20 protein-coding genes are annotated in these 18,096 nt (G+C 65.3%); 9 read left to right on the forward strand and 11 right to left on the reverse strand.

What is annotated here, in order from left to right:
• Position 1: 1 nt before the first annotated feature.
• Positions 2 to 1,063, reverse strand: a complete 1,062-nt coding sequence (locus I2456_RS16300) for an NAD(P)H-dependent amine dehydrogenase family protein (protein ID WP_085074605.1) — start codon at positions 1,061 to 1,063, stop codon at positions 2 to 4.
• Between the two features lie 190 nt (positions 1,064 to 1,253).
• Between I2456_RS16300 and I2456_RS16305 the strand changes: the two genes are divergently transcribed.
• A complete protein-coding gene (locus I2456_RS16305; RefSeq protein ID WP_276052216.1) occupies positions 1,254 to 2,399 on the forward strand; it encodes a MalY/PatB family protein in 1,146 nt (381 codons plus the stop codon).
• Here I2456_RS16305 and I2456_RS16310 read toward each other — a convergent pair.
• Both I2456_RS16310 and I2456_RS16315 read right to left on the reverse strand, forming a co-directional pair.
• Positions 2,389 to 3,117, reverse strand: coding sequence for a 3'(2'),5'-bisphosphate nucleotidase CysQ (locus tag I2456_RS16310; protein WP_085074607.1), 729 nt, complete (start codon positions 3,115 to 3,117; stop codon positions 2,389 to 2,391). The genes I2456_RS16305 and I2456_RS16310 overlap by 11 nt on opposite strands.
• 180 nt (positions 3,118 to 3,297) lie before the next feature.
• The gene (locus I2456_RS16315) at positions 3,298 to 4,443 is read right to left on the reverse strand and encodes an acyl-CoA dehydrogenase family protein (RefSeq protein ID WP_085074608.1); all 1,146 of its coding nucleotides are present in this window, start codon (positions 4,441 to 4,443) and stop codon (positions 3,298 to 3,300) included.
• Between the two features lie 120 nt (positions 4,444 to 4,563).
• On the opposite strand from I2456_RS16315, the gene I2456_RS16320 reads away from it, so the two are divergent.
• On the forward strand, positions 4,564 to 5,781 hold the full coding sequence (locus I2456_RS16320) for a serine/threonine-protein kinase (RefSeq protein ID WP_085074609.1): 1,218 nt from the start codon (positions 4,564 to 4,566) through the stop codon (positions 5,779 to 5,781).
• Here I2456_RS16320 and I2456_RS16325 read toward each other — a convergent pair whose 3' ends face one another.
• Positions 5,782 to 6,567: an SDR family NAD(P)-dependent oxidoreductase gene (locus tag I2456_RS16325; protein WP_085074610.1), complete on the reverse strand. Its 786-nt coding sequence runs from the start codon at positions 6,565 to 6,567 to the stop codon at positions 5,782 to 5,784. It abuts the gene before it with no gap.
• Positions 6,568 to 6,616: 49 nt separating this feature from the next.
• On the opposite strand from I2456_RS16325, the gene I2456_RS16330 reads away from it, so the two are divergent.
• Entirely contained in the window at positions 6,617 to 8,083 is a 1,467-nt protein-coding gene (locus tag I2456_RS16330) for an amidase (RefSeq protein WP_085074611.1), read from the forward strand.
• Between the two features lie 3 nt (positions 8,084 to 8,086).
• Here the strand turns inward: I2456_RS16330 and I2456_RS16335 are convergent, their stop codons facing one another.
• Positions 8,087 to 8,521 carry an SRPBCC family protein gene (locus tag I2456_RS16335; RefSeq protein WP_068157925.1) on the reverse strand — a complete coding sequence of 145 codons (435 nt, stop codon included), beginning with the start codon at positions 8,519 to 8,521 and terminating at the stop codon, positions 8,087 to 8,089.
• A 160-nt stretch (positions 8,522 to 8,681) separates the two neighbouring features.
• On the opposite strand from I2456_RS16335, the gene I2456_RS16340 reads away from it, so the two are divergent.
• Complete coding sequence (locus I2456_RS16340) at positions 8,682 to 9,074, forward strand: DoxX family protein (RefSeq protein ID WP_068027060.1); 393 nt, start codon at positions 8,682 to 8,684, stop codon at positions 9,072 to 9,074.
• Here I2456_RS16340 and I2456_RS16345 read toward each other — a convergent pair.
• Complete coding sequence (locus tag I2456_RS16345; protein ID WP_082952112.1) at positions 9,071 to 9,433, reverse strand: bleomycin resistance protein; 363 nt, start codon at positions 9,431 to 9,433, stop codon at positions 9,071 to 9,073. The two genes, I2456_RS16340 and I2456_RS16345, sit on opposite strands and share 4 nt — an antisense overlap.
• A gap of 86 nt (positions 9,434 to 9,519) precedes the next feature.
• On the opposite strand from I2456_RS16345, the gene I2456_RS16350 reads away from it, so the two are divergent.
• Positions 9,520 to 10,119, forward strand: a complete 600-nt coding sequence (locus I2456_RS16350; RefSeq protein ID WP_068027066.1) for a PaaI family thioesterase — start codon at positions 9,520 to 9,522, stop codon at positions 10,117 to 10,119.
• Between the two features lie 3 nt (positions 10,120 to 10,122).
• Here I2456_RS16350 and I2456_RS16355 read toward each other — a convergent pair whose 3' ends face one another.
• Positions 10,123 to 10,884 (reverse strand): SDR family oxidoreductase, encoded by a 762-nt coding sequence (locus I2456_RS16355; RefSeq protein WP_174814261.1) that lies wholly within the window; start codon positions 10,882 to 10,884, stop codon positions 10,123 to 10,125.
• 359 nt (positions 10,885 to 11,243) lie between these two features.
• On the opposite strand from I2456_RS16355, the gene I2456_RS16360 reads away from it, so the two are divergent.
• Both I2456_RS16360 and I2456_RS16365 read left to right on the forward strand, forming a co-directional pair.
• Positions 11,244 to 11,543, forward strand: a complete 300-nt coding sequence (locus I2456_RS16360; RefSeq protein ID WP_068157916.1) for a hypothetical protein — start codon at positions 11,244 to 11,246, stop codon at positions 11,541 to 11,543.
• Between the two features lie 29 nt (positions 11,544 to 11,572).
• Positions 11,573 to 12,541 (forward strand): aldo/keto reductase, encoded by a 969-nt coding sequence (locus I2456_RS16365; RefSeq protein ID WP_068027074.1) that lies wholly within the window; start codon positions 11,573 to 11,575, stop codon positions 12,539 to 12,541.
• A 19-nt stretch (positions 12,542 to 12,560) separates the two neighbouring features.
• On the opposite strand, the gene I2456_RS16370 is transcribed toward I2456_RS16365, so the two are convergent.
• The 4 genes from I2456_RS16370 to I2456_RS16385 all read right to left on the reverse strand — a co-directional run bounded on the left by I2456_RS16370 (position 12,561) and on the right by I2456_RS16385 (position 15,707).
• A complete protein-coding gene (locus tag I2456_RS16370; protein ID WP_068027077.1) occupies positions 12,561 to 12,764 on the reverse strand; it encodes a hypothetical protein in 204 nt (67 codons plus the stop codon).
• Positions 12,765 to 12,793: 29 nt separating this feature from the next.
• Entirely contained in the window at positions 12,794 to 13,321 is a 528-nt protein-coding gene (locus tag I2456_RS16375; protein ID WP_085074612.1) for a DUF998 domain-containing protein, read from the reverse strand.
• A gap of 86 nt (positions 13,322 to 13,407) precedes the next feature.
• Positions 13,408 to 15,333 (reverse strand): molecular chaperone HtpG, encoded by a 1,926-nt coding sequence (gene htpG / locus I2456_RS16380; RefSeq protein ID WP_068157910.1) that lies wholly within the window; start codon positions 15,331 to 15,333, stop codon positions 13,408 to 13,410.
• Positions 15,334 to 15,413: 80 nt separating this feature from the next.
• Entirely contained in the window at positions 15,414 to 15,707 is a 294-nt protein-coding gene (locus I2456_RS16385) for a hypothetical protein (RefSeq protein WP_163703874.1), read from the reverse strand.
• A 61-nt stretch (positions 15,708 to 15,768) separates the two neighbouring features.
• Between I2456_RS16385 and I2456_RS16390 the strand changes: the two genes are divergently transcribed.
• Together I2456_RS16390 and I2456_RS16395 are read left to right on the forward strand one after the other, a co-directional pair.
• On the forward strand, positions 15,769 to 17,073 hold the full coding sequence (locus tag I2456_RS16390) for a PP2C family protein-serine/threonine phosphatase (protein WP_241007731.1): 1,305 nt from the start codon (positions 15,769 to 15,771) through the stop codon (positions 17,071 to 17,073).
• A complete protein-coding gene (locus I2456_RS16395) occupies positions 17,070 to 18,089 on the forward strand; it encodes a cobalamin B12-binding domain-containing protein (protein ID WP_241007732.1) in 1,020 nt (339 codons plus the stop codon). The genes I2456_RS16390 and I2456_RS16395 overlap by 4 nt, the downstream gene beginning before the upstream one ends.
• Positions 18,090 to 18,096: the final 7 nt, after the last annotated feature.

The raw sequence follows: 18,096 nt of genomic DNA on the forward strand, positions 1-18,096 counted from the left end.
CTTACTCGAACGCGTGTCGCGGCAACGTAGTGGGTATGTCCAACGAACTGAGCAGGCCGGGCGCGGCTGCGACGACGTAGGGAATCGCGTTGACCACCCGCATCGCCGTGGCGGTCATTGCGCCGCGACCCGCCTCGTGCCCTTCGGCCTCGCCGAGCGTCAGCACGCAGTGGATGTCGGGATCCCCTTCGATGTCGACCCGGTAGGTGGCGTCGCACGCCGAGGAAGGCCACTCGGGCGCCACGTCGCGGGCCATCCGAATGATGTGCTCGACGACGATTGCCTCGCGACCGTTGACCACGCCGACGGCGCGGGTGCGCACCGCACCGCACGTACCGGCTTGGATGGTGCCGAACGCAACCTCGATGTCGCGATCGGTCAGCTCACGATCAAGCGAGCCGTGCACTTGCTCTACTTGCACCCCGAGACCTTCAGCGATCAGCGAAATCGGCGCTTTCCAGGCCATTTCGATGAATCCCGGAGTCTTCAGCATGGGCTCGAAATCCAGCGTCCGCCCGAATCCCATGCCATCGGTCATCACATCGGCAACCGGATAGTGGTCGTTGAGCGCGACTTCGCTGACCGTGATCCGGTCGATGTTCTTCGACTGCGTGGTCATCAACAGCGCGAGTTGGTCGGAGGCGAACCCCGGAAAGATGCCCGACGCGTAGAACGAGGCCCCGCCCGCTCGGGCTGCCGCGTCGAGTTGAGCACGCCAGTCGGTCGCGAAATACGACGGCGGATGAGTAAGACTGGTCGACGAGGTCGACACGACGTTGATGCCTGCGTTGAGCAGCCGTAGGTAGTCGGGGATCGCGGCCGCGTCACGTTCGGGACCGCTGGCGGCGTACACGACGCAGTCGGGTGCCAACGCGATGAGCGCTTCGGCGTCATCGGTCGCCGCCAACCCGACCGGGTCCCCGCCCGCGAGCTCGCCCGCGTCTTTGCCGACCTTGTCGGGTGAATGTACCCACACGCCAACAAGTTCCAGATCCGGGCGATGCCGGATGGCCTCGATGGCGATGCTCCCGACTCCTCCGGTCGACCACACGACAGTTCGCATCGCCTCCCCTTAGTTTCCGATTAGCACTCTAACCCAGAATTCGTCGACAACTAGCTTTCGGATCAAATATTGGGTACGCATCAGCCGCGGCGGCCGAAGGACTTGCGCTTTCCTCCTGGGCTAACCTCGCAGGGTGACGCCCAACCCCCTTGAGCAGCTGACGGTCGCGCAACTGCGCAACCGCACCAGCATGAAGTGGCGCGCGCACGCCGCCGACGTGCTGCCGTTGTGGGTCGCAGAGATGGACGTCCAGCTCGCACCGACGGTGGCCGAGGCGATTCACCAGGCGATCGACAACGGGGACACCGGATACCCGCACGGGAAGGGTTATGCGAAAGCGGTTGCTGAATTCGCCGCACAGCGTTGGCAATGGCACGACGTGGCGGTCAGCCGAACCCGTGTTGTTCCCGATGTCATGCTCGGCATCGTGGAGACGTTGCGTTTGGTCACCGATCGCGGCGATACCGTCGTCGTCAATTCTCCTGTCTACGCACCGTTTTACGCTTTCGTCTCGCATGACGGCCGTCGGGTGATCGAAGCCCCGCTGGGCCGCGACGGCCGAATCGACTTGGAAACGCTCGAGGAAGCGTTCGACCGGAGCCGAAACTCGGGCGGCAGGGTCGCGTACTTGTTGTGCAATCCGCATAACCCCACCGGGGCGGTGCACACCGCGGACGAACTGCGTGAGGTCGCCGAACTCGCCCGGCGCTTCGATGTCCGCGTGGTGTCCGACGAAATCCACGCTCCGCTGGTGCTAGCCGGAGCGACGTTCACCCCGTTTCTGACCGTTCCGGGCGCGGAGAACGCGTTCGCGCTGATGTCCGCCTCCAAAGCCTGGAATCTCGCCGGCCTGAAGGCGGCCATAGCGATTGCCGGTTCCGAAGCGGCGATCGAACTACACCGGATGCCCGAGGAAGTCGGGCACGGACCGAGCCACATCGGCATCATCGCGCATACCGCAGCATTCAAGACCGGCGGCGACTGGCTCGATGCGCTGCTGGGTGGCCTGGACGCGAACCGCGCGCTCCTTACCGATCTGGTGGCCGAGCAGCTACCCCAGGTCCGGCTACTGCGGCCCCAAGGGACCTATCTCGCCTGGCTGGACTGCCGAGATCTGGGCTTCGAAGACCGCGACACCCAAGATCTTGCGGTGGTATCCGATCTATCCGGGCCGGCCCGCTGGTTTCTCAACCACGCCCGAGTTGCCCTCAGTTCCGGCCACGTCTTCGGAACAGGCGGAGCGGGGCACGCCCGGCTCAATTTCGCGACCTCGCAAGGGATTCTGCGCGAAGCCGTGTCACGGATGGGTGAGGCGCTGCGAGAGATCAGCGGGTAACGGCGAGCACGGCGTCGGCAAACTCGGGACGGCATACCACGACGTCGGGCAACTTCGGATCTCGCTGGTTGTAACTCAACGCCGATCCGTCGATACGCGAGGTGTGCAAACCGGCTGCTCGTGCGACGGCCACCGGTGCGGCGGAGTCCCATTCGTACTGGCCACCGGCGTGCACGTACACATCCGAAAGGCCTTGGATGATCGAGGCGACTTTAGCTCCGGCAGAACCCATTTCGACCAGGGTGCCGTTCAAAGCGGCCTGCACTGCCAGCGCAATGGCCGGTGGACGCGTGCGCGACACCACGATGCGTGGCTTATCCAGGGTGACCGGAGGCGGCACGACCTCCGGTGTGGCAAAGGTGATGTCTTGTGCGGGCAGCGCGACAGCGCCGGCGACCAAATCGCCGGACTGCCAGAGCGCGACGTGCACCGCCCAGTCCGCACGGTCGAGCTCGGAGAATTCCCTGGTGCCGTCGAGCGGATCGACGATCCACACCCGCTCCGAGCGCAACCGGACCGGGTCGTCGGCGCCCTCCTCGGAGAGCACGGCATCTGCTGGACGGTGCTTGGTCAGCGCCTTCATCAGGAAGTCATGAGACCTCTTGTCGCCGGCCGCTTTTCGTTCCCCGGCATCGGCGTCGGCGAATTCCTGGCGCACCCTGAGCAGCAGCCGGCCCGCTTCAGTAGCCAGGTGTGCGGCCAGTGCGTGGTCATTCATGGCGGCCGTCTCGTCTGTCACTTCAGGGATCCAGGATTCTGGTGTGCGTTCTTGCCCACCTCGCAGCGACAATCCGGGGCGTCGGTGGAAAAGTTCTGGACTTGTCGCTGTGAGGCGGGCACACCGGCATATCCCCAACTCGCTGTGACACCTGAGGTCTGCACGATTAGCGAACTTACCTCACAGCCCGAACTGGTCCTCGATGATGCCGAGCCAGATCTGCGCGCAGTCGATGGCAACCTTCTCGCTGATGAAAGCGTGCTGGGTTCCGGTGTAGATGTCGCGGAACGCCCGTTCGAGGCGACTGCCCTCACGAACGGCGCTGGTGCCGGCGACCAGATGTGCCCACTCGGCACAGCTTCGGGCGGTGTCGGTGGCATAGACGGCGGCCGCGCGCATGTCGGCACGCAGCGCCGGTGTCAGGTCGGAGCCTGCGCCGACGGCGGCTTCCGCTGCGGTGAATGCATCGAGCACCAGCAACCGGGCCGCACGCCATGCCGCGACGTGGTGAGCAAGCCCCTTCTGGAACGTCGGACGGCTGGCCAAGGACGCCATGTCGCTCATGCGGTACTTGGTGGCGGCCAGTTCGGTCACATCGTCGAGCATGCTCTTGGCCACTCCCAGCGCCCAGGACGCATGCCCGGCGGCGGTCACAGGCATCAGCCCCATCCTCGATGCCGGGGACTCACCCCGATGCGGCTGACGGGCGAACAGCGGGAAGGTGCGGCTGACGGGCACGAACACTTCCTGTGCGCTGTAGTCATAGGAGCCGGTTCCCTTGAGCCCCTGCACATGCCAACCGTCGTTGAACTGGATGTCGGTGCGGGGCACCACCGCGACCTGCATGTCGGGCACCCCTTCGCTGATCCAGCGCATCTCGCCGTTGTCCAGCGGGAAGAACCCCGCGGCGACGTACTGCGAATGGCCGGTACCTGAGCCGAAGCTCCACGATCCGCTCAACAGGTAGCCGCCGTCGGTGGTGAGTCCCTGACCGTTGGGGAAGAATTGGCCGCCCATGGTGACGTGGTTGTCGTGGGCGGTGAAGACTTCGGCGAATCCGTCGTCGGGCAGGTAGGTGGCGGCCGCGAATCTCGAAGGCAAATTAGCGATCCCGATCCAGCCGAACGAGCCGTCCTGCCATGCCATTTCGATCCAGGTCTCGATCATCTCGGCGAACGACGGTTCGATCCCACCGGCCGCGGCGGGGCTGAGCGCGGTCATCAACCCGCTGGCCCACATCTCGTCGACGATGGCGTCGGTCAGCGTGCGGTTGCGTTCGGATTCGGCGGCCTGCTCTGCGACCAGCTCCCGCATTCCTTGGGCCATCGCGATAACCTGAGCACCCTTAGTCGAAGTCACTGATAGACCGTACGCCCATATGCCCACGTTTCGGCCTGGATAAGGTCGGCTATCCCGTTAACCAAACCGGCGACGTCAGCAGGCAGGATGGATACGGAATACCGAAGGCCGAAGTACCGCCGCGCGTCCGGCGACGCCCTATTGGCGCCCAGTGGAACCCTGGGCGGCCGCTACGAGCTGCGGGATGTCATCGGTCGCGGCGGTATGGCTGAGGTTCGCGACGGGTGGGATCTGAAGCTCGGCCGCCCGGTGGCGATCAAGCTGTTGCATCCCATCGCAGGAGGTCGACCGGACGACCGCCTCCGGTTTGAGATCGAGGCGCGCGCATCAGCGGCGCTGATCAGTCCGCACATCGTTGTCGTGCACGACGTCGGCGAACATGACGGGTTCCCCTTCATCGTCATGGAGCGCCTGCCCGGGATTTCGCTGGCAGACCACATCGCTCGCGGACCGCTACCACCGGCGTTCGTGCGAGCCGTCCTCGACGACGTATTGGCCGCACTGGCTACGGCCCACGAAGCAGGCGTGCTGCACCGCGACGTCAAGCCAGGAAATATCCTGTTCACCGCCGCGGGCGAAACCAAGCTGGCCGATTTCGGCATCGCCAAGACAACCGGTACCCCGCACACCATGACCGGCGAAGTCGTCGGGACCATGGCCTACCTAAGCCCCGACCGGCTTTCGGGTAAACCGGCCACCCCGGCGGACGACCTGTATGCCGTGGGTGTGGTCGGCTACGAAGCGCTGAGCGGAAGGCGGCCGTTCCCGCAGCAAGATTTCGGTCCGCTGGCACAGGCGATACTGCACGGCGCGCCGCCGCCACTGCATGCTATGCGCCCCGATACTCCGCCTCCGCTCGCAGCTGTGATTCACCGGGCCATGACGAGTGACCCAGCGCAGAAGTTCACGCAGGCCGGCGAGATGCGGGCGGCGTTGAGCGACGACAGGCCCGCGCCCGTTCCCGTCCGCCCAGCCACCCGCGTCATGGAGTTGCCGCCGCCCGCGCTGCTCACGTACACCCCCGCCGAAGCGCAACTGGAAGCACCGCACCCCAGGCGCAAACTGTGGGCAGCGGCGATCCTCAGCACATTGCTGCTGGCGGTCACCGTGCTGCTGATCAACCCGCCGTTCTCCGGCCCGCCGCCGGCTCCGGTCACGACGACCACCCCGTCCTCGCCACCCCCGCCTCCGCCGCCGGCGACGACGGAAACGTCCGCTCCGGACGTGACTACCCCCGCTGGGCCACCGGCACCTCCACCCAACGGCCACGGCGGGAAAAAACCCAAAGGCGGCAAGAATCACTGATCATTCGGGTAAGCCGAACATCTTGACCACGCCGTGATCGCGGCCAGCGGTGTACCCGCCGTCGACGGCGATGGCTTGACCGGTGACGAACGACGCCTCGAGTGACACCAGGAAGGCGGCGACGGTGGCCACCTCCTCGGGTCGTCCCAGCCGTTGCAGGGCGTGCTCCTTGGTGATCGACTCCAGTGGGCCGTCCATACCCGGCAACTGAAAAACGTTGTCCAGCATGGGTGTTGAGATGAATCCCGGGCAAATGGCGTTCGCCCTTATGCCGCTGGGCCCGTAGTCGAGCGCGATGTTCTTGGTGAGCAGCACGACGCCGCCCTTGGCCGCGTTGTACGTGCTGCCCCCGGCTGTGCCTTCAAGGCCTTCCACACTGGCCAGCGTCACGATCGATCCGCGCTCGCCGTCGACGCGGGGTTGTTCGATCATCCTGGCCAGGGCGGCCTTGGCCACCAGGAATGTGCCGGTGAGGTTGACGCCGATCACGCGCTCCCACTCGGCGCGGTCAAGCAGGTGCACGGGACCCCCGCCGGCCACACCGGCGGCGTGAACCACGCCGTCCAGCCGATCCGGGACGGCGGCCAGCAAAGCGGCGACGGCGGTCTGGTCGGATATGTCGGCCGTGACGAAGTGGAAGTTGGGACCCAAGTCCGGCGGAGAGACGAGGTCGGCGCCGACGACGGTGCCGCCTTCGTCGAGCAGTCGCTGTGCAGTCGCCAGGCCGATGCCCGAAGCCGCGCCCGTCACGACGAAGGTGCGTCCGCGGGCACGATCGACGCTCACAGGGCGGTTCCTCTCTCGGCAGCAAGGCCCTCAGCATAAGGTTCGGGCCATGGACGGATACCAGACCTACGACGCGACCGGACTGGCCGAGCTGATTCGATCCGGGGAGGTCAAACCGGACGAGGTGCTGCAGGCAGCCAAACAGCGGGCGGCCGAGGTCAATCCGAAGATCAACGCCATCGTCGCTGACATCGACCCGGCACCGGCCGTCGAAGGTCCTGACGCGCCGTTCTCCGGTGTGCCGTTCCTCATCAAGGACCTGCACCAGGACCTCGCCGGCTACCCGACCAGCAGCGGCTCCCGGTCGCTGGCGAAGGTGCCGGCCGCCGAAACCGCCACCGTGGTGCAACGCTGGTTGGACGCGGGCCTGGTCATCTTCGGTAAGACCAACACACCAGAGTTCGGCGCGAAAGGCGTCACCGAACCCGTGTTGTTCGGGCCCGCGCGCAACCCGTGGAACACCGAACACACTCCCGGCGGCTCGTCCGGAGGCGCGGCCGCTGCGGTGGCGGCCGGCATAGTGCCCTGTGCAGGGGCCAGCGACGGTGGCGGCTCGATCAGGATTCCCGCGTCGGCCTGCGGGCTGTTCGGCCTGAAGGCATCACGCGGATTGATCCCGTCCGGCCCGGTGCACGGTGAACCACTCGGCGGCACGGCCACCGACGGTGTCATCTCACGTTCGGTGCGCGACAGCGCGGCCATGCTCGACGTGCTCACCGGTCCGACGCCCGTTTCGCCATACCTGCCCGCCAACCCGCCAGGGTCGTACGCCGACGAGGTCGGGCGAGATCCGGGACGGCTGCGCATCGGTGTGTGCACCGACAGTTCGATCAATCCCACGCCGCATCCCGAAGCCCTTGCGGCGGTGACGGCGGCGGCCACGGTGCTCACCGAACTCGGACACGACGTCGTGGAGCTTGCCCGAGCCCCGCACGACGACACAGCGCTGGCAAAGGACTTCCTCACCAGCTGGTTCGTGTACTGCGCGTTCTCGGTCGACGAGGCCAAAGCCGCCAGCGGGAGCGACGACTCAGGATTCGAGCTCGACACCCGGCTGATGGCGTCGTTGGGCCGCGCCACCAATCCCGTAGAACTGACCCGGGCCATCGAGCATCGTCACGAGCACGTCCGTCGGCTCGCCGAGTTTCACGAGTCGCACGACCTGCTGCTGACGCCGACGACCGCGACGCCACCGCCTCGCATCGGGGCATTCGACATCTCGCCGGTGCTGCGGCTAGCGCAGCAGGCGCTGCTCACCGCCCGCGCCGCGAGCCTGCTGCGGCATACCCCGATCGTCGACCAGCTGATCACCGAGAACCTTGGGTGGGTGCCGTACACACAGTTGGCGAATCTCACCGGCCGTCCGGCCATGAGTGTTCCGCTGCACTGGACACCGGACGGGTTGCCCATCGGCGTCCAGTTCGTGGGCCGGCTCGGCGCGGACGGTCAGCTGCTTCGCCTGGCGGCACAATTGGAGCAGGCGCGGCCGTGGGCTGACCGACGACCCGTCCTGTGAAACTCAGCGCTCCAACGCTTTTGCGCACGCATCCAGGATTGATTGGAAGCTGCTGCGCAGCAGGCGGCGGCTTACCGCCTCCATGAGCTTGCCCCCGGCATAGGCCGGGTGCGTGTAATTGGTCAGCCAGTCGACGTGCGTGCCCTCGCCGATGGAGGTGAACGTCAGTGTGCCGCCGTCATGATCGAAAGCGGGTACCGAGCGCACGATGAGGTAGGAGTAGCTGTGCGGCCGGTTGTAGGCGGTGATGTCTTCGCGGAACCACATGCCCGCGCCGATCACCTCGCGCACCGCACCAGCGCCCGGAGGTGGCGAGTCTTTGCGGTATCCCGCCTTCAACGCCAACGGCGCGGCGGTCAAGCTCTTCGGGTCGGCGAGCCAGTCGAAGACGTCTTCGATCGGTGCGGCGATTGTCCGTTCCACATGAATCTCGACCATGAGGTCTCCTGCCCCTGTTGTGGTTTCGTGCTCACCGGGTGCCGCGAAAGCTACCCCGCTTGGCGTCGGCGGCGGCCACTTCATAGCCGTGACGTCTCGCACCTCGAAGGATCCTAACGCCGCCTGAGCCGCTGAAAGCTACACAGGACACAATGGCCCTATGACAATCCAACCAACGGCCGAGCGGGACCCGGGCGCAACCGGCGCATACCGCATCGCGGCGTTACTGCTGGGCGTGGGCACACTGCACTTCGTCGCGCCGAAGCCGTTCGACGGCATCATCCCCGCCGAGCTGCCGGGAAGCCCGCGGTTCTACACCTACGCGTCAGGTGTCGCCGAGCTGACGGTCGCCGCGCTGCTGCTGCCCAGACAAACCCGGCGGTTGGGTGCAGGCGCGGCGGTGGCCCTGTTCCTCGGGGTCTTTCCCGGCAACCTCAACATGGTGCGGCTGTGGTGGGACAAGCCTTGGTATATGCGGCTTTTCGCGATTGCCCGGCTGCCGCTGCAAGTTCCGATGATCACCGCAGCGCTGAAGGTCAGGCGCAACAGCTAACCATTCAACGGTGAGCCGATGCGGTGCAGTGTGCCGTCAGGATCGATGTAGGCGAACTCCCGCAACCCGTACGGAGTGTCTTGCGGCCTTATCAGACGGCCTTCAAGGTCGGCCAGCGCTGCCCACTCCGCATGCAGGGCGTCGGCGTCACTGACGTAGAAGTACACGCTGGCCGCGGTCCGCAATGGATCGTGTTCGTCCCATTCGGTGAGGTGCAGCTGTACCGACCCTCGGTCGACGTACCCGTAGCGCTCCGGGCCTTCGTAGGCGCGCACATCGAAACCGAGTCGACCGTAGCGCCGCAAAGCGATGTCGAGGTCGCGCACGGGCACGATCGGCGATACAGAGCTGAACGTTATCTCGGGCAAGAGCCACCCCCAATGCCTTCGGCACGGCGAATCACCTGATCGCCAGCACTGATGTACCTACCTCTATCGTGACTAGCATGGTCGATTCCTTTGCCGCAATGACTAATTCGTCGCCGGTCTACGAGTCCCTGGCTATGTCGGTGCGGCGACTGATTGACGCGACCATCCGCACCGAGGTCGACCACGATGTGATCGCCGCGGCCACTGCTCAGATCGACGCTGTGACAGCCGATCTCAGCACGGCCCTGATGCCGGGGGCTTTCGGTGAACGCGCGGTCGAGGACGGCCAGGGCATTGCGTCGGGCAATGTGGTTGTCGGAGCCCGCAATCCGACGGCTCCCCCGCTCATCGTGAATCGCGAGAACGACGGTTCGGTGTGGACGGAGTTCGTGCTCGGTGCGGCGTACGAAGGACCGTCGGGGCATGTCCATGGTGGGGTGTCCGCCATGGTCCTCGACCACATACTCGGGGCCACCGCGCACCAACCGGGACGACCGGCCTATACCGGGACGCTGACGGTGCGTTACCACCGCAAGACTCCCCTGTCTCGACCGTTGCGCGCCAGGGCCTGGGTCGAACGGGTGGAGGGCGTCAAGACGTTCGCGGCAGGAGAGATCGGCGACGCCGACGGCCCAATGGTGTCAGCGCACGGCGTCTTCATCCATCCCCGGAAGTAACCGCTAACCGCCGTCGAAAATCGCCCCCGCCGTCGCCGGCGCACCGCGCGCGATGACCACCGGCATCGACGTGGCTGCGGTGGTGCGCAAGATCGTGTGCACCACTTCGATTAGGTCCTCGACGGGCATCAGCTTGCCGGGCATGCAGCCGCGGGACACCCATAACGGGTAAGCCTTCATGGCCAACTCGACGTCCCACCCGGAGTTCATTCCGGTTTGCGCGTCACCTTCCCCGCCGGCACACTCCCCGACGATCAGGGTGGTGAAACCAATCTCCGGGTGTTCGGCCCGCCAGGCCTCCACGAGCCGTTCCAGCGCCGCTTTGCTGACCCCGTACGCGCCCAGTCCGGGCCAAGGAGGCCCGAACGTGCCGGCATCCGACGACAGGTAGACAACCTTGCCGCCCGAAGCGGTCAGATGTGACACGGCCGCGGCAGTGGCGAGCGCCGCACCGATGACATTGGTGTCGAACACCCGACGCCACGTGTCAGCGTCGGTATCCGCCATGGGGACCAGCGGACTGATGGCCGGTGTGTACACGAGATTGTCGATGCCGCCCAGGGCGTCCGCGGCCCTTTCGATGGCCGACCGGCACGAGGACTCGTCGGTGACATCACATTCGACGGCGATCGCGCCGTGTCCTGCCTCATCCGCCGCGGCGGCAATCCGCTCACGTCGTCGGGCCAGCAACGCCACCTGATGCCCGCGTTGCGCCAGTCCCACACCTATGCAGCGTCCCAGCCCGCTGGAAGCGCCGATCACCACTGTTCGAGACATATCGACCTCCGCAGGCGAGCATGTCACATCCCGCCAAGTCGCGTGCCGGTGGGCGGAGCAAATGTTTGAATCGCCGACCGGCACTTGGTTGCGCGCAGCAGTTTGGCGCGCCTAGTTCGGGTTACCCAACCAGTTCAGACGCAAGACGTCGCGACCCGGCCCCAACGGCGTTTAGCAAGCCTGACCAGGGGGTAGAGGTTGACGATGTCGAGCCGTGTCAGCGCCGACGCCGACAGCGCGACAGAGCAGCGAAGTGGTTGCCCGTGCCGTCGAGATATGGTTTTGACCAAGCAAGCCAAACGCCTTGCATTAGTTCTTATTTGTTAGAGGAGACGTTGGATTTGTCCATGGACGACCATGCTGATCACTATCGGACCACTCGTCCGAACGCCGGGGAAACGCTGAAAAACGGGCCGCACGGTCTAGGTCTGGTGGGTGTGGGCGCGGGCGTACTCGCGCTCATCATCGGCCTGTTCGCTTTCGCGACTGGGAGCACGGTCGGCGGCACCGTCGCCGTCGTCTTGGCGGTCGTGCTGGGAGCTGCCGGCTTCGGGTGGCTGGCTTATGCACACCGCAAGGTCCGCACTGCACAACTTCGTTGGCACGCCGAGCATTCCGATCGTCCGGCGCCGCCGCCCACGAGCTGACACCGGTACCTCTCGATAGGGTGGGCGATATGAAATACCTTGACGTCGACGGAGTGGGGAAAGTCAGCAGAATCGGGCTGGGCACTTGGCAGTTCGGTTCGCGCGAGTGGGGCTACGGCGACAATTACGCCTCCGGTCCCGCCCGTGACATCGTGCAACGTGCCCTCGGTTTGGGCGTCACATTGTTCGACACCGCCGAGGTTTACGGACTCGGCAAGAGCGAGCGCATCCTGGGCGAAGCGCTTGGCGACCAGCGTGCCGAAGTCGCGGTGGCGAGCAAGGTCTTTCCCGTAGCGCCGTTTCCCGCCGTGATCAAGCAGCGGGAGCGCGCCAGTGCGCAGCGACTGCAGCTGGACCGCATCCCGCTGTATCAGATCCACCAGTCCAACCCGGTGGTCCCCGATTCGGTGATCATGCCGGGCATGCGAGACCTGCTGGACAGCGGCGACATCGGCGCGGCCGGTGTTTCGAACTACTCCTTGGCGCGGTGGCAGAAGGCCGACGCGGCACTCGGCCGTCCGGTGATCAGCAACCAGGTGCATTTCTCCCTCGCGCATCCCGACGCGCTCGACGATCTGGTTCCCTTCGCCGAGCGCGAGAACCGCGTCGTCATCGCCTACAGCCCGCTAGCCCAAGGTCTGCTCGGCGGCAAGTACGGGGTCGATAATCGTCCAGGTGGCGTGCGTGCGGTCAACCCGCTGTTCGGAACCGAGAACTTGCGACGCATCGAGCCGCTGCTGCAGACGTTGCGCGACGTCGCCGCCCAAGTCGACGCCAAGCCCGCTCAGGTGGCGCTGGCCTGGCTGATCAATCTGCCGGGCGTGGTCGCCATCCCCGGCGCGTCCAGCGTGGAACAGCTCGAGTTCAACGTCGCCGCGGCCGATATCGAACTCAGCGCTGCCGCTCGGGACGCACTGACCGATGCCGCCCGGGCCTTTCGGCCGGTCGGTGCGCGCCGCTTCCTCACCGATCTTGTTCGCGAGAAGCTACGTCGTTGAAAAGAGCCTCAATGGTGCTTCACAGATGGCGGCTCGCTGGCGCGGTGAAGCCGCCGGTGTCATCGAAGAACGCCCACTGACCCTCGTCACTGACCTGCATTCGCCAACCGCGCTCGGCATGGTCGGCGACGGACATGAACCAGGTGTGAGCCTCCTCCGCGCACTCGAAGTTCTGCGTCGCAACAATCTCGCCCCGGGGCGAGATAGCTCGAAATTCCGGCATCTAACATGTTTATCCCGTCCTCGCCGCTTTCAATCGCCGCGGCCGGCCGAAAGCAGGGCGAACACCGCAGATAGCGCCTGCCAAAGCAGGATCGAGTAGACGCTGAGACGTTCCCAAATTCCGACCCACGGCACGCTGGTCCTGCCCGAGGCACCGACAACAAACAACACCAGGCCGACGAATCCGAGAGCGGCGACGCACTGAGATAAGACGCGATACCACCGCGCCTCGAAAAGTTGGGGCACACACCGCGCCCCAGCCAGGATCGCCGCGTTCCCACCGGCGATGGCCAGCAGCGCGCCCCACCCGTGCAGTGGTGACCCGCTGTGCACCGCCGCCACGACGACATTTCCGACGGTGTTGAGTGCGACCAGACCGACGAACAGCCGGGTGTGTCGGCTTGCTCCGGCCAGCAGCAGCGCGCCCAGAAGCAGCAGGACGCCCTGCACGGCAAACGCCGCATTCATCATCCCAGCTCGCGGCGAGCGGGCCGGCACACCCAACGAGCTGATGTAGTCGTGCACGTAGCTGTACGCCGGCACCGCGTGCGCTGACATGGCCTCCAGAATGAGGAAGCCAGATGCCGCCGCAATCCACGCGATGGCGCCAGCTGTCCGGCGTGGCGGCAAGGTCGTCGCTTTTTCTAGACCGTGCGAGCCAACCGATCGGCGAGTAACTCCGCGAACCGCGCCGGATCCTCGAGCGCGCCACCCTCAGCGAGAAGTGCTGTGCCATAGAGCAACTCGGCGGTCTCCGCAACCGAAGGGTCGTCGCTGCGGTCCTGATGCGCCTGGCGCAGACCGGTCACCAGCGGATGCGTCGGGTTGAGTTCCAAGATCCGCTTACCAACCGGAACCTCTTGCCCGGAAGCCCGGTACAGGCGCGCCAGCGCCGGGGTGATGCCGAAGGCGTCGGTGATCAAGCAGGCCGGTGACTCGGTCAGCCGGCTGGACAACCGCACTTCCTTGACGTGCTCGCTCAGCGTGTCCTTCAGCCAGGCCAGCAGATCGGCGAACTCCTTCTCCTGCTCTTCGCGCTCGGCTTGGCTCTTGTCTTCGTCGGCGCCCAGGTCGACCTCGCCTTTGGCCACCGACTGCAGCGGTTTGCCGTCGAACTCGTTGACTACACCAACCCAGACCTCGTCGACCGGATCCGTCAGCAGCAGCACCTCATACCCCTTGGCCTTGAACGCTTCCAGGTGCGGCGACTTGAGCAGTTGCTGACGTGACTCGCCGGTGGCATAGAAGATCTGGGTTTGCCCCTCCTTCATCCGTTCGACGTACTCGGCCAGCGTGGTGGGCTCTTCCTCGCTGTGCGTGGACGCGAAGGAGGCGACGCGCAGCAGGGTGTCCTGGTTGTCGAAGTCCGACAGCAAGCCTTCCTTGAGGACCCGGCCGAACTGCGTCCAGAAGGTGCGGTAGTCATCGGGCCGCTCGGACTGGATGTCTTTGATGGTGGACAAGACCTTCTTGGTCAGCCGGCGACGGATCGCGTTGATCTGGCGATCCTGCTGCAGGATCTCACGAGACACGTTGAGGGACAGGTCTTGTGCGTCGACGACGCCTTTGACGAAGCGCAGGTATTCCGGCATGAGCTGGTCGCAGTCGCCCATGATGAACACCCGCTTGACATACAGCTGCACACCGACCTTGACGTCCCGGTTGAATAAGTCGAACGGGGCGTGGGACGGAATGAACAGCAACGCCTGGTACTCGAACGTGCCCTCGGCCCGCATCGCGATGACCTCGAGTGGGTCGTCCCAGGCATGCGCGATGTGCTTGTAGAACTCCTTGTACTCCTCGTCGGAGACCTCTTCTTTGGGTCTGGCCCACAGCGCCTTCATCGAGTTGAGGGTCTCGGTCTCCAGGGTGACGACTTCTTCACCACCCTCTTCGGCCGGCGGGGTCCGGCGTTCGACCTCCATCCGGATGGGCCAGGAGATGAAGTCGGAGTACTGCTTGACCAGGCTCTTGATCTTCCACTCTGAGGTGTAGTCGTGCAGTTCGTCCTCGGCGTCTTCGGGCTTGAGGTGCAAGGTGACCGACGTGCCCTGAGGGGCGTCCTCCACGGATTCGATGGTGTAGGTGCCTGCACCGCTGGATTCCCAGCGGGTGGCTTCGCTCTCACCGGCTTTGCGGGTGAGCAGTTCGACCTTGTCGGCCACCATGAACGAGGAATAAAACCCGATGCCGAATTGCCCGATCAGCTCTTCGGAGTCGCCTTCTCCCTTGGCCTCCCGTAATTGCTGCCGCAGTTCGGCGGTTCCCGACTTGGCCAGGGTCCCAATGAGATCGACGACTTCGTCGCGCGTCATGCCGATGCCGTTGTCACGGATCGTCAGGGTCCGCGCCGGCTTGTCGACCTCGATCTGAATGTGCAAATCAGAAGTGTCGACATCGAGTTCTTTGTTTCGCAGTGCTTCCAGCCGGACCTTGTCCAGGGCATCCGAGGCGTTGGAGATTAGCTCCCGCAGGAACGAGTCTTTGTTGGAGTAGACCGAGTGGACCATCAAATCCAGCAGTTGTCGTGCCTCAGCTTGGAACTCCAACTGCTCGACACGCGCGTTCATGACATTCCTTCCGCCGACGTCGCGTCAAAATTTAGCGAGGTGCGATCCGCCCCTGTGGGCGGGGTCAACAACCTTTATAGCTACTGTTCGGTCGCCAGCGGTTGCCCGGCGTCGACCAGGTTGTCGACCACGTCGGCCAAAGCCTGCAAGCCGGGGGCCGCGGCCATCTGGTCGGCGATGCGTTCGTTTTCCTTTGGTCGTTTATGACCGGCCCCACGACGCAATAACGGTTCAATCACGCGACATGCGCCAGCGCGGTGGCGTAGCGCAATCAAGATGCGTAGATTGGCTATCGGGTTGAGGTCCCAGCCCTCAAAGTCCGGTTGCAACTTCAGTAGGCCTTCCGTCGGATGCGCGACCGTTGGACCGTCCACCGCCGACCAACCGTTCCGCAATACAGAACCGACACTCCTGCGGGCGGGGAAATGTGGTGCTGTGCGCTTGAAGCAGACCTCCGCCGACCAGGAGGTAACCCAGATCGAACCCCCAGCGGCGCTGTCGCCTCAAGACTGCGACGAGCTGGTGGAGAAGGTAAGTCACGGGCTTTCGGGCTCGCTCAATCTCCGTCGCACCGCGTTATTGCTGCTGACGCTGATTCGGCCGCAACTGGCCGATTGGTCGATGGTCGTATTGCCGGACAGCAAGACAGGCGGGTTGCTTCTTGTCGGTGGCGACGACACCGGCTTCCACGAGGTCATTTCCCACCGCGTCATCGACCCACAGGGCTTGGGACGGGTGCTGCGGACCGGTCGCACCGAGCTGGTTCACGTCGCTTTGTCCGTCGACACCGAGCGCAGCCTGCGCGCACTGATTCCGCACCCGCGGCTGATGGAGGAAGCCGCAACGCTTCGACCGGCCGACGTGCTCGGCGTCGGACTCACCGCCCGTGGCACGACGCTGGGTGCCCTGATCCTGGTTCGCAGCGAGGGACGCCGGTTCGACGACGACACCGTCGCCGTCATCCAGCGCGTCGCCGCACGCGCCGCGCTCGCGCTGGACTCCGCGCGTCTTTACGAAGACCGCGCCAGGATCGCCGAGGTGCTCCAGCACAGCTTGCGGCCGCCGTCACTGCCACACATCGACGGCGTCGACATGGCGTCGTTGTACCGGCCGGCAGCCGAACACCTCGACATCGGCGGCGATTTCTACGACGTACACGGCACCGACGGTGACTGGACGCTATGCCTGGGTGACGTCTGCGGCAAGGGCGTCGAAGCCGCGTCACTGACTGGCCGCATGCGCCAAAGTATCCGCACCGCAGCATATTTCGATCGCCGGCCGGAATCGGTACTGGGCGCGTTGAACACCGTGATGCGCGATCCGGGCATCGTTCAATTGGTGACGGTCGTTTGTGCCCGGATGAGGCTCGCCGGCGGCGGGCTGGAGCTGGATTTGGCTTCGGCCGGGCACTCCGGTCCAATACTGGTGCGCGCCGACGGCCGCGTCGAGCAAGTCGAGGTGCGCGGCGCCGCGGTAGGAGTGCTGGCCCAGGCCGAGTATCAGCCGGTGACAATCCGACTGGACCCCGGTGACACCATGCTGATGTTCACCGACGGCATCGACGAGGCCATGGGCCCCGACGGCCAATACGGCGTCGAACGACTGCTGAATCTGCTTCCCGCCTATGCCAGCGCCGGTCCCCACGTCACCTGTCAGGTGGTCGAGCAGGATGTGATCGAACACCTCGACGGTCGCCCGCACGACGACATGGCGTTGCTCGCGGTGACATGCAGCAGGTGACTGTCCCTGCTGCACCGCTTCAGCTCTACGACGAGGCGCTGGCCAAAGGTGACACGTCGGCCGTCACCCGATTGATGCAGGAGATGTTGACGGGCGGCGCAGAACCGGTGTCGGTCCTCACCGACGTCATCGCCGCCGCTCAGCGCGAGGTGGGTCGGCGATGGCAGCGCGGCGAATGGACCGTCGCACAAGAACACGCCGCCACCGCCATGGCGATCACCGCGACCAACATCGTCGCCGAACACATCGAGAGCCTTCCGGTGAGTCGCGGCACCGTTGTCGTTGCGTGTGCCGAGCGGGAATGGCACGCGCTGCCGGGCATGATCATCAACTGCGCACTGCGCGCAGCAGGCTGGGACACAACGTTTTTGGGTGCGTCGACCAACCCCCTGCGGCTCAACCAGCACTTGCAGGATTTCGGTCCCGATGCCGTTGCGGTGAGCTGCTCGGTGCTGAGTTCACTCGCGACTTGTCGTCGATTCATCGAGGCCAGCACGGCGGTCGGCGTCCCAATCTTGGTCGGCGGCCCGGCTTTCGGCGACGACGATGTGCGCGCCCGCGCACTGGGCGCCACCGCCTGGGCCCACGACGCCTACGGCGCCATTGCGGCGATGGACGCGCTGCCCCCGGTGGTCGGGCCGGCCGCACCGTTGCCTGACGCCGCTGCGGCCGAACATGCTTCGCTGGGAGAGGATCACCGCCGACTGGTGGCGATGCTGCGCGAGCGATGGTCGCTGGTGGCCGCGGTCACCACCGCGCAGGCCGACACCTTGCACAGCGTGCTCGACATCGCCGACGACGTCTTGCATCAGATCCTGCATGCGGTTTCGGCCACCCTGCTCACCGGTGACCAACGCCTGATTCCGCAAACCGCCGCATGGGTGGCCGACCTCATTCGCAGCCGCGGCGGTGACGAAATGATGCTCAGTGAACTCGCCGGTGTCCTGTGTCAGGTACTGCAGGAGTATCCACTGGCAAATGCCTTGATAGCCAAGCACTTCGCCGCCGGCTTCTGAGCCGCAT

The sequence above is a fragment of the Mycobacterium kubicae genome, assembly GCF_015689175.1.
Classification (GTDB): Bacteria; Actinomycetota; Actinomycetes; order Mycobacteriales; family Mycobacteriaceae; genus Mycobacterium; species Mycobacterium kubicae.

What these genes read in the sequence shown, in the direction of transcription:
- I2456_RS16350 (WP_068027066.1), top strand. Translation starts at nt 9,520, where the DNA reads ATGGTCGATTCCTTTGCCGCAATGACTAATTCGTCGCCGGTCTACGAG.
- I2456_RS16365 (WP_068027074.1), top strand. Translation starts at nt 11,573, where the DNA reads ATGAAATACCTTGACGTCGACGGAGTGGGGAAAGTCAGCAGAATCGGG.
- I2456_RS16300 (WP_085074605.1), bottom strand. Translation starts at nt 1,063, where the DNA reads ATGCGAACTGTCGTGTGGTCGACCGGAGGAGTCGGGAGCATCGCCATC.
- I2456_RS16320 (WP_085074609.1), top strand. Translation starts at nt 4,564, where the DNA reads ATGGATACGGAATACCGAAGGCCGAAGTACCGCCGCGCGTCCGGCGAC.
- I2456_RS16315 (WP_085074608.1), bottom strand. Translation starts at nt 4,443, where the DNA reads ATGGCCCAAGGAATGCGGGAGCTGGTCGCAGAGCAGGCCGCCGAATCC.
- I2456_RS16305 (WP_276052216.1), top strand. Translation starts at nt 1,254, where the DNA reads ATGAAGTGGCGCGCGCACGCCGCCGACGTGCTGCCGTTGTGGGTCGCA.
- I2456_RS16340 (WP_068027060.1), top strand. Translation starts at nt 8,682, where the DNA reads ATGACAATCCAACCAACGGCCGAGCGGGACCCGGGCGCAACCGGCGCA.
- I2456_RS16375 (WP_085074612.1), bottom strand. Translation starts at nt 13,321, where the DNA reads ATGTCAGCGCACGCGGTGCCGGCGTACAGCTACGTGCACGACTACATC.
- I2456_RS16330 (WP_085074611.1), top strand. Translation starts at nt 6,617, where the DNA reads ATGGACGGATACCAGACCTACGACGCGACCGGACTGGCCGAGCTGATT.
- htpG (WP_068157910.1), bottom strand. Translation starts at nt 15,333, where the DNA reads ATGAACGCGCGTGTCGAGCAGTTGGAGTTCCAAGCTGAGGCACGACAA.
- I2456_RS16360 (WP_068157916.1), top strand. Translation starts at nt 11,244, where the DNA reads ATGGACGACCATGCTGATCACTATCGGACCACTCGTCCGAACGCCGGG.
- I2456_RS16310 (WP_085074607.1), bottom strand. Translation starts at nt 3,117, where the DNA reads ATGAATGACCACGCACTGGCCGCACACCTGGCTACTGAAGCGGGCCGG.
- I2456_RS16335 (WP_068157925.1), bottom strand. Translation starts at nt 8,521, where the DNA reads ATGGTCGAGATTCATGTGGAACGGACAATCGCCGCACCGATCGAAGAC.
- I2456_RS16370 (WP_068027077.1), bottom strand. Translation starts at nt 12,764, where the DNA reads ATGCCGGAATTTCGAGCTATCTCGCCCCGGGGCGAGATTGTTGCGACG.